This is a genomic window from Pelagerythrobacter marinus, assembly GCF_009827515.1.
Taxonomy (GTDB): domain Bacteria; phylum Pseudomonadota; class Alphaproteobacteria; order Sphingomonadales; family Sphingomonadaceae; genus Pelagerythrobacter; species Pelagerythrobacter marinus.
Genome location: NZ_WTYO01000004.1, coordinates 222,913 through 233,349, shown reverse-complemented (window position 1 = coordinate 233,349; position 10,437 = coordinate 222,913). Strand labels below are relative to the sequence as shown.

At 68.8% G+C, this 10,437-nt stretch carries 6 protein-coding genes and 1 tRNA gene; 4 read left to right on the top strand and 3 right to left on the bottom strand.

Going from position 1 to position 10,437, the window contains the following annotated elements; all coding sequences use genetic code 11:
• Positions 1-63: 63 nt before the first annotated feature.
• A complete protein-coding gene (locus tag GRI72_RS10590; RefSeq protein ID WP_160733892.1) occupies positions 64-2,763 on the bottom strand; it encodes a TonB-dependent receptor in 2,700 nt (899 codons plus the stop codon).
• A gap of 281 nt (positions 2,764-3,044) precedes the next feature.
• Here GRI72_RS10590 and GRI72_RS10585 point away from each other — a divergent pair, with 281 nt between their 5' ends.
• A complete protein-coding gene (locus GRI72_RS10585) occupies positions 3,045-4,082 on the top strand; it encodes a LacI family DNA-binding transcriptional regulator (protein ID WP_160733891.1) in 1,038 nt (345 codons plus the stop codon).
• A 114-nt stretch (positions 4,083-4,196) separates the two neighbouring features.
• Complete coding sequence (locus GRI72_RS10580; protein ID WP_160733890.1) at positions 4,197-5,726, top strand: MFS transporter; 1,530 nt, start codon at positions 4,197-4,199, stop codon at positions 5,724-5,726.
• Positions 5,727-5,810: 84 nt separating this feature from the next.
• On the opposite strand, the gene GRI72_RS10575 is transcribed toward GRI72_RS10580, so the two are convergent.
• Positions 5,811-5,885, bottom strand: a tRNA-Val gene (locus tag GRI72_RS10575).
• Positions 5,886-5,994: 109 nt separating this feature from the next.
• Positions 5,995-7,881, bottom strand: a complete 1,887-nt coding sequence (gene sppA / locus GRI72_RS10570; RefSeq protein WP_160733889.1) for a signal peptide peptidase SppA — start codon at positions 7,879-7,881, stop codon at positions 5,995-5,997.
• Between the two features lie 274 nt (positions 7,882-8,155).
• Here sppA and GRI72_RS10565 point away from each other — a divergent pair, with 274 nt between their 5' ends.
• Positions 8,156-9,187, top strand: coding sequence for an aspartate carbamoyltransferase catalytic subunit (locus tag GRI72_RS10565; RefSeq protein ID WP_160733888.1), 1,032 nt, complete (start codon positions 8,156-8,158; stop codon positions 9,185-9,187).
• The gene (locus GRI72_RS10560) at positions 9,184-10,410 is read left to right on the top strand and encodes a dihydroorotase (protein WP_160733979.1); all 1,227 of its coding nucleotides are present in this window, start codon (positions 9,184-9,186) and stop codon (positions 10,408-10,410) included. Before GRI72_RS10565 ends, GRI72_RS10560 begins: the two co-directional genes overlap by 4 nt.
• Positions 10,411-10,437: the final 27 nt, after the last annotated feature.

The following is a 10,437-nucleotide window of genomic DNA, read 5'->3' as shown; positions in this document are numbered from 1 at the left end:
TCCCCCAAGAAACGGCGGCGATTCCCCGGTACCCGAAGATACCGGGGAATGGCGCCCTGACGATCAGAACTTGTAGGTGAAGCCGCCCATGAAGCGGCGCCCGTAGTTCTGGTAGTTCATCACCTGCAGCGGCTCGCCCGGGTTGATCGCGACGAAGGGCTCGTTCGTCAGGTTGAAGCCCTGGAGGAAGAGCGACAGCCCCTCCAGCGTGCTGCCCGGCTGGAAGTCGTAGCCGATCTGCGCGTCCACGATCGTCTCTGCCTTGGCGCGGCGACGGACGCGATTGGCGCCGAAGCCGGAGAAATCGCCGAGGAAGGTCGAGCGGTAGCGCATCGAGCCGCGGACCGAGAAGCCGCCCTTCTCGAAATAGGCGGTGCCGTTGGCGACCCAGCGCGAATAGCCGGGAATGTCCGACGGGGGCGAATCCGGGTCGGGCTGGATCTTGGACTTGGTGTAGCTGACCCCGCCGGTGACGCCGAAGCCTTCCAGCGCGGAAACGAATGTGTCGAACGGCAGCGTGCCCGCCAGCTCGACGCCGTAGATCTCGCCCCCGTCGCCGTTGATCGGCGCGCTGATGCGCCCCTGGTAGCTGAACGGATACCCCGGATCGACGACAGGGAAGCTGCTGTAATCGAACGGCCTTTCCGCCGTGTAGATGTAGTTGTGCAGCTTCTTGTAGAACAGCTGGGCGGCGAGGTAGCCGGCATTGCCGAAGTATTTCTCGAAATTCAGGTCGAACGCGGTCGCGCGGTAGGGGCGCAGGTAGGGATTGCCGCCCGAACCGGTCACGATCGCCTCGATCGGGTCCACGCCGTAGCTGAAGTTGACCCGCATGTCGTCGAGCCGCGGGCGCTGGATTTCGCGCGCGGCGGCGACGCGGATGATGAAATCGCTGTCGAAACGCAGCGACAGGTTGATGCTGGGCAGGACGTCCCAGTAATTGTCGCCCAGCGTGCGCTCGATGATGCCCTGCGCGGCCCCGGTGTTGACGAAGCCGGTCGAGCTCTGGTCGGTATGGATCGCCTGGACGCCGAAGTTGCCGGTGAGAAGGGCGGAGCCGAGGTCGCTCTCGATATTGCCCTGGGCGTAGAACGTCATGATGTCTTCGTTGATCGCGAAGCTCTTGAACAGGACGTCTTCCGCCTCGTTCGGGACGATCGCGTATTCGCCGCCGTTGAGCAGGTCGAGCGGGTTGTAGCTGACCATCGGGCCGAGGCCGAGATAGTCGAGGTTGGTCGGCTCGAGCAGGTACTGGTCGGGCACCTGCGCCTGAAGGCGATCGCCGGAAAGATGCAGGAAGTACTCGTCGGGCACGAGCGTCTTCTGGCGCGTCACGAAGTTGAACCCGGCCTCGATCGAGCGGAGGAAGCCGCCGGCCAGCTCCTTCTCGATATCGGCCTGGAACTGCCACAGCTCGTCCTCGACGATGCGGTCGTTGTAATAGCCGTGCTGGCGGCCGCCCGGCGCTCCGCCGCCCCAGCCGAGGGGGTCGGTCAGCTGGATCAGCGCCGGATCGCTGTAGTCGATCACCTGGTCGGTGAAGAAAGTCCCGCTGGTGGTCGAGCGGAAGGTCAGCGTGTCGGTTGCCCCGGTGCCGCCGCCGGGCGCGGTGCCGGCGTTCGATTCGAGGATCAGCTCGTTGCGGTCGGTGCGCGAGAAGCTGACGTCGGCGTTGACGTTCCAGCCGTCGTCGCCTTCGTGCGCGATGTTGAAGCCGCCGGAATAGAGCTTGGCCTTGCGGACGTAGTTGTGGTTGTTCACGACCGCTTCGACGCCCGAGAACGTGCCGCCGGTGACCAGGCCGTCGGTCACTTCCAGCCCGGTGGGCGAAAGCTGCGCGCCCGACCATGCGAGCGGAATCTCGATCCCGCGCTTGATGTTGGTATCGTCGAAGTCGGAATAGAACCCGTCGAGCGTCAGCATCGTGGTCGGCGACGCCTGGTACTGGACCGTGCCGTTGACGCCGAGCCGCTTGAGGTTGGACGAGGTGACGAAAGGCTTCACGCCGCCGATGACCTGGTTGCCGTCAGGCCCGTCGGCGTAGCCCCAGGCTTCGAATTCTTCGGTCTGGTACGGCTCCTTCGAATAGGCGACCGACAGGGCCAGGCCGAGGGTGTCGTTGGCGAACTGGTCGACGTAAGTGCCGAACGCCCGGTAGCCGAAATCGTCGGACCCGCTGTTGAGCTTGCCGAGATCGGCGTGGACGCCGCGCGCGCCGACGGCGATGACCTGCTCGCCCTTGTCGAGCGGGCGGATCGTGCGGATGTCGATCGTGCCGACCAGGCCCTGGCCGACGAGGTTGGCCGAAGGCGACTTGTAGACATCGACCGAGCTGACGATCTCCGACGGATACTGGTCGAACTCGATCCCGCGGTTGTCGCTGGTCGAGGTCTGCTGGCGGCCGTTGAGCAGCGTGCTCGAGAAATCCGGGCCGAAGCCGCGCACCGAGATATAGCCGGCGCGGCCCGAGATGCGCTGCGAGGTGAGACCGGGCAGGCGTGCGATCGATTCGCCGATCGAGGCATCGGGCAGCTTGCCGATGTCCTCGCTCGAAACCGATTCGATGATCTGGTCCTTCTCGCGCTTTTCGGCGATCGCGCTTTCCAGCGAGGCGCGATAGCCGGACACGATGATGACATCCTCGTCGCCGCCCTCGGCGCTTTCCACCGGGTCCTGCGCCGCGGCCGGGCTGGCCAGTCCTGCCAGCGCGGCGGCGCAGGCCGGCAGGCTGACGGTTGCAGTAAGCTTGCTGCGAATTGCCATTTCGATGCACTCCCCAAACGGCCCGGAACCTATGCTGGTTGCCTGGGCGAAAATCTTCAGTCCCACGCGGGCAGCGCGTCACCGCGGCGCCCGGTCGATGCCCCGCATAGGTCCGGTGCGATCGGGGGCGGAAGACAGCATACGTATGTTGTTGCGGCGCACGCGAGGCCGGCCGGTGCCGCCCGCGCGGGGTTTCGGCGCCCCGCCGTTGCCCGTTCTGCGCGGCTTTTCTATGCAGGCTGGCGGGGGCCATGCGGCACCCCTGCCAGAGGAGAGGAGCGATGGGGCGCAAGCCGACCGGCCGTCCGACCAGCTTCGACATCGCCTATGCCGCGGGGGTCTCGCAGCCGACGGTCAGCCGGGCGCTGCGCGGCGACAAGGCCGTCAGCGCCAAGACCCGCGCGAAGATCGAACGGATCGCGCGCGAACTCAACTACACCGTCGACAAGAACGCGTCCTCGCTCCGCAGCCAGCGCTCGAACACGATCGCGCTTCTGTTCTTCGAGGACCCGACGCCCGATGACAGCATGATCAACCCGTTCTTCCTCGCGATGCTGGGATCGATCACCCGGGCCTGCGCCGACCGCGGGCTGGACCTGCTGATCTCCTTCCAGCGCATGGAGGACGACTGGCACGTCCAGTACCAGGACAGCCACCGGGCCGACGGACTGATCCTGCTCGGCTATGGCGATTACACCCGCTACCGCGAACGCATGGAGCAGCTGACCCGGCAGGGCACGCATTTCGCCCGCTGGGGATCGGTTTCCAGCGACACCAGCGGCGTGACCGTGGGGACCGACAATGTCGCCGCGGGCCGCCTGGCGGGCGAGCACCTGATCGCCCGGGGCCGCCGCCGGATCGCCTTCCTCGGCCATGCCGACGACCATTATCCCGAGTTTGCCGGCCGCTATCGCGGGCTGGGCGATGCGTTGGAAGCGGCCGGCCTCGCCTTCGATCGCTCGCTGCAGTTCGACGCGCTGACCACGGAGGAGGAAGGGCGCGCCGCGGCGCAGGCGCTGCTCGACAGCGGGCAGGCGTTCGACGCGATCTTCGCCGCGAGCGACCTGATCGCGATCGGCGCGATGCGCGCCCTGGCCGATGCCGGGCGCGCCGTGCCCGAAGATGTCGCGGTGGTCGGCTTCGACGACATCCCGGCCGCCAGCCTCACGACCCCGCCGCTGACCACGGTGATGCAGGACATCCGGGGTGCCGGCCAGGCCCTGGTCCAGACCCTGCTGGCCCAGATCGAGGGGCGCGACCTGCCCCCGCGCAAGCTGCCGGGCAAGCTGGTCGTCCGCGGCAGCAGCGGCGCCGCCTGACCGGCCAACGTATTCGTATACGCACTTGGCGGCCGGTCGCTGCCGTGCAAGCGATCGGGGAAGCGAGGATTGCACGCGGACGAAGATCCGCGGGACAGGGACGAGGGACAGGGCATGGACCAGGTGCTGCGGCAGAAGCCGCGCCAGAGCTTCGCCGGGCTGTGGAACATCAGCTTCGGATTCTTCGGCATCCAGATCGGTTTCGCCCTGCAGAACGCGAACATGAGCCGCGTCTTCCAGACCCTGGGATCGAGCATCGACGACTTGCCCGCGCTGTGGGTCGCCGCGCCGCTGACCGGGCTGCTGGTCCAGCCGATCATCGGCCACTTGTCCGATCGGACCTGGAACCGACTGGGGCGCCGCCGCCCCTATTTCCTCGCCGGGGCGATCCTGTCGGCCCTCGCGCTGTTCCTCATGCCGCTCAGCCCGGCGTTCGGCGCGCCCCTGCTGTTCGCCGCGGCGATGCTGTGGCTGCTCGACGCCTCGCTCAACATCTCGATGGAACCCTTCCGCGCCTTCGTGGGCGACATGCTACATGCCGATCAGCACGCGGCGGGCTACGCCGTGCAGACCGCGTTCATCGGCGCGGGCGCGGTGGTCGGTTCGATCTTCCCCTGGTTCCTCGAACAGGCCGGCGTCAGCAACCTCGCCGCCGACGGGGGCCTGCCGGGGACGGTGAAGTGGAGCTTCTGGGCCGGCGGCATCGCGCTGTTCACCGCGGTCATGTGGACGGTTTTCACGACGCGCGAATACAGCCCCGAACAGCAGGCGGCCTTTGCCGAAGAGCAGGCGCGCGCGCCGGCCCCGCCGGTCGATGCGCTGGCGGGCAAGAGCTATCGCGCCAGCGCGCTCTGGATCGCCGCGGGGGTCGCGGTGCTCCTGTCGGTCGACTGGGCCGGCTTCGAAAAGGAAGTCCTGCTGCTCGGCGCGCTCCTGGTCGCCTACGGCATTCTCAGCGCGCTCGGCATAGGGCTGGCCCGGCGCGGGCGAACGACGAACATGCTTTCCAGCATCGTCGGGGATTTCTCCGGAATGCCCCCGGTGATGAAGCGGCTCGCGCTGGTCCAGTTCTTCAGCTGGTCGGCGCTGTTCATCATGTGGATCAACACCACGCCGGTCGTGACCCAGTACGTGTTCGGCAGCAACGATACGACCAGCGTCGCCTATAACGAGGGGGCGAACTGGGTCACCGTGCTGTTCACCGTCTACAACGGGGTTGCGGCGGTGGCCGCGCTCCTCCTGCTACCCTGGCTCAGCCGAAAGGTCGGGCAGGTGATGACCCACTCGATCTGCCTCACGCTGGGCGCGGCGGGTTTCCTGATGTTCTTCGCGGTGCGCGACGCGACGATGCTGCTGGTGGCGGAAGTGGGCATCGGGATCGCCTGGGCCAGCATCCTGGCGATGCCTTACGCGATCCTCGCCAGCAACCTGCCGCAGGCCAAGCTCGGCATCTACATGGGGCTGTTCAACGTCTTCATCGTGATCCCGCAGCTGCTGGTGGCCACGGTGACCGGAAGCATCATGCAGGCCCTGTTCCCGGGGGAGCCGGTGTGGACGATGCTCTTCGCGGCAGCCAGCTGGCTCGTCGCCGCGATCGCCATGCTGCGGGTGAAGGCGACGCTGCCGCACGCCGGCCAGGGGTAGGCGGCGCAGCCCGCGCGGGACCGCCCGGCCGCCGGCGCGGCCGTGCCGATGGCACCACGAATCCGGTCATCCACGGAGAGATCGTGGTGGGCGCGGCAAGGATTGAACTTGCGACCCCACCCGTGTGAAGGGTGTGCTCTACCACTGAGCTACGCGCCCGCCCGACGGCCTTGCAAAAGGCTGCCTCTGCGGCAGGGGCGCGCCTTTGCCATGGGGACGGGCGAATGGCAAGCGGTCTCTGCCTGCAGGCGAACCGCTTGCCCGTCGGTCAGTCGAGCAGGGCCGCCAGCCGCGCCAGCCAGCCGCCCCGGCCGGTATCTTCCGCCCGGGCGGCCGCCGGCGGCGGGCATTCGAGGCAGTAGGCCTGCATCCCCCGCGCGCCGAGAAGCCGCTCGAACGTCCGGACAGCCTGGCCGATCCGGGCCTGTTCGCCGCGAGCGACGACGGCGAAGAGATCCCCGCCCCCGCCATCCAGCCCCCGGCCGGCTTCGCCGGTCACCATCTGGCGGACCAGCGATTCGTAAGGCTGCGCGTCGTCGCCGAGGTATTCGACGTGCCAGTCGTCTTCTTCCAGCTCGGCCTGGGCGGCGGCCCATGCGATCGCATCCTGGAGGCCGCCGTACTGGTCGACCAGGCCCAGCTGGCGCGCGGTGCCGCCGTCCCACACGCGCCCCTGGCCGATCTCGTCCACCCGCTCGGGCGTGAGATTGCGCGATTCGGCGACGCGGACGAGGAAATCGCGGTAACCGTCCTCGATCGAGCTTTGCAGGATCGCATCGACCTCGGGCGTGAAGCCGCCGATCAGGTCGGGCTGGCCGGAAAGCGGCGTCGTGCGGACGCCGTCGGCATGGATGCCCCATTGCGCCGCCGCATCCTCGAACGTCGGGATCACGGCAAAGATGCCGATCGACCCGGTGATCGATTCGGGCTCGGCAAAGATCCGGTCGGCCGGGGTCGAGACCCAGTATCCCCCGCTGGCCGCGACATTGGCCATCGACACGGCGACCGGGATGTCGTTCGCCTTGTGTCGCAGGATCGCGCGCCGGATTTCCTCCGATGCGGTGACGGATCCGCCCGGCGAATCGACCCGCACGACAAGCGCGGCGAGGTCTTCGTCGAGCGCGTCGAGAAGCAGGTCGCGGATGCGATCGCCGCCGGCGGTGCCGGGGCCGGCATCGCCGTCCACGATCTGTCCGGCGATCGTGACGACCCCGATCTTGCTGCCCGTTTCGTCGGGCTCGATCTCGGCCAGCCAGGGTTCCAGCTCGCTATGCGCGAAGGTGCCCGGCGTGTCGTCCCAGGTGTCGGCCCCGGCAATCTCGGCCACGCGTTCGCCGAACTCGGTCTTGCTGCCCAGCTCGTCCACCAGCCCGGCCGCCACCGCGGCGGTCGCCAGGTCGCCGTCGCTCTCGGCAATCCATTCGGCCGGCTGCGCGGTGATGCGGTCGAGCTGGATCTGGGGGCGGGCCTTCTTCACGTTGGCCTGCCACTCTTCCCACAGCGCGCCGTAGAGCGCCTGGTAGTTCTCGCGCGCCTCGGGCGACATGTCGTTGCGCGAATAGGGTTCGACCGCCGACTTGTACTCGCCCACCTTGTACACCCGGGCGCGGACGTTCAGGTTTTCCAGCAGTTCGCCGAAATAGAGGTTCGACCCGCCCGGCCCGGCGACGAGCGCGCCGCCCATCGGATCGACCCAGACCTCGCTCGCGTGGGAGGCCAGCATCATCGCGTCGTCGCCATAGACGACGGCATAGCTGAGCACCGGCTTTTCCGCGGCGCGCACGCGGTCGAGCGCGGCGCCGATTTCCTGCAGGTGGACTTGCCCGCCGCCGAGGAACGAGGTGAGGTCGAGCACGACCGCCTTCACCCGCTCGTCCGTCGCGGCCTCGTCGATCGCGCGCACCAGGTCGCGTGCCTGGAACTCGCCGATCGGCGGTTCGCCCGAAAGCAGGACGCCGATCGGGTCGATCGGGCTGCTTTCTTCCACCACCACGCCGTCGAGTTCGAGCAGGAGGGCCCCTTCGCGGACCTGGGCCGGGCTGGGGCGGGCCGTCAGTATGGCGTAGAGCGCCATGAAGAACAGGAGGAGGAAGACGAGGCTCAGCCCGTCCTTGATCCCCACCAGCAGCCGCCAGACCTTGCCTGCAAAACTCATCTTCGGAAAAACCCCTGAAATCGCGCGATTGCCGGCAACCTAGTGCGGTCGGGGCACGGGTTCCAGCCGAAAGGGTGCGAGCGACCGATGCCGCTCGACAAGGGGCTTTGCGCATCGCCCGGGCGGCGGGGGGTGGATCGCCGTTCGGTCGTATCGCCGGGCGGGTACGGGGCTGGGTGGGTAGGGGGCCGGGCGGGTAGGGGACTGGGCGGGTAGGGGGCTGGGCGGCAGGGCATTGCCAGCGCCACCGGTGCCCCCTAAGGGGCTGGCTTCGATGGCATCGACGGGCACCCCCAATCCTCCCGGCCGCTTCCCAGCGGGGGCGCGGGCATTTCCACATCGCGACCTGACCGGTATCGCGCAGCTGGAACGGCACGAGATCCTGTTCCTCCTGGCCGAAGCCGAACAGTGGGTGGAATTCAACCGGCGCGCGGACAAGCATTGCGACGCGCTGTCGGGCCAGACGATCATCAACGCCTTCTTCGAGAACTCGACCCGCACGCTGCTCAGCTTCGAGATTGCCGGCAAGCGGCTGGGCGCGGACGTGGTGAACATGCACGCGGCGCAGTCGAGCGTGAAGAAGGGCGAGACGCTGATCGACACCGCGGTCACGCTCAACGCCATGCGGGCCGACGCGATCGTCATCCGGCACGGTTCCAGCGGCGCGGTGGACCTGATCGCGAGCAAGGTCGACTGCCCGGTCCTCAATGCCGGGGACGGTCAGCACGAACATCCGACGCAGGCCTTGCTCGATGCGCTGGCGCTGCGCCACGCTCTGGAAGCCCGCGGCGAGGGGAGCGAGGATTTCACCGGCCTGACGGTCACGATCTGCGGCGACATCCTGCACAGCCGGGTCGCGCGCTCGAACATTCTCTGCCTCCAGGCGCTCGGCGCGTCGGTTCGCCTCTGCGCGCCCCCGGCGTTGATGCCGGCGGGCGTGGAGGCGATGGGGGCCGCGACCTTCGCCGATTTCGACGCCGCGCTGGACGGGGCGGACGTGGCGATGATGCTGCGGCTGCAGACCGAGCGGATGAGCGGGCAATTCATTCCCTCCGCGCGCGAATACCACCATCTCTACGGGCTGACGCGCGCGCGGCTGGATCGCTGCGCGCCCGACGCACTGGTCATGCATCCGGGGCCGATGAACCGCGGGGTGGAGATCGACAGCGACGTGGCCGACATGCTCGACCGGTCGATCATCACCCGCCAGGTCGAAATGGGGGTCGCCGTGCGCATGGCCTGCCTCGACGTGCTGACGCGCCGGGGCAGGGCCGTTCCCGGCTGGAACGACGGGCAATGGACATGAAACAGGAACGCGCGATCACCGTCACGGGCGGGCGGCTGGTCCTGCCCGACGGCGTGAAGGCGGGGAGCCTGCGGCTCGTCGATGGCAGGATCGCCGCCCTCGGCGACGTCGCGCCGCAGGACGGCGACGAGACGATCGATGCCCGTGGCGGCCTGGTGGCGCCGGCGCTGGTGGACCTGGGGGTCTTCGCGGTCGACAAGCCCGCGTTCCATTTCGGCGGGATCGTGCGCGCGGCGCTGATGCCCGACCAGGCGCCGCCGCTCGACCTGCCCAGCCGCGTCTCGCACCTGGCCAAGAGCGGGAAGCCCGATGTCTGGGTCCACCCGCTGGCGGCGGCCACGCGCGCGCTCGAAGGGCGCGAACTGGCAGAGATCGCGCTGATGAAGGCGGCCGGTGCGCGGGGCATCGCCACCGGCCGGCAATGGATCGGCGATTCGGGGGTCATGCTGCGCCTGCTGCAATACGCGGCGATGCTCGACCTCGTGGTCGTGACCCATGCCGAAGATGCCGCGCTGGCCGGTTCGGCCGCGGCGACGGCGGGGGAAATCGCCACCCGGCTGGGCCTGCCCGCCGCCCCGGCCGAGGCCGAGGCCCTGGCCGTCGCGCGCGATGTCGCGCTGGCGGAAATGAGCGGCGCGCGCGTCCATTTCCGGCAGCTGACGACCCGCGCGGCGATCGGCATCGTGCGCGAGGCGAAGGCGCGCGGGGTGCGCGTTACCGCCGGCGTCACCCCGGCGCATTTCATGCTCTCGGACCTGGCGACGGCCGATTTCCGGACCTTTGCCCGCCTTTCCCCGCCGCTGCGCTGCGAATCCGACCGGCAGGCGGTGATCGAGGCGATCGGTGACGGGACGATCGACGTCGTCTGCTCGGGCCACGACCCGCGCGGGCCGGAGGACAAGCGCCTGCCGTTCGCCGACGCCGCGCCGGGCATGGCAGGGGCCGAAACCCTGCTGGCGATGACGCTGACGCTGGTGCGCGACGGGGTGATCGATTTCGCCCGCGCGTTCGACCTGCTGGCGGGCGCGCCGGCGCGCCTGCTCGGCGCTGAGGCGGGCGCTCTGCGCGAAGGGTTCGAGGGCGACGTGGCGCTGATCGATCCCGAGAGGCCGTGGGTCGTCGATCGGCGGAAAATGGAGGCGATGGCCGGCAACACGCCGTTCGACGGTCAGCCCGCGCAGGGGCGCGTACTCGCGCTGTTCAAGGGTGGGGTGCGGCTCTAGGCCGCGCAGCCCGGCCGGCGCACGCGA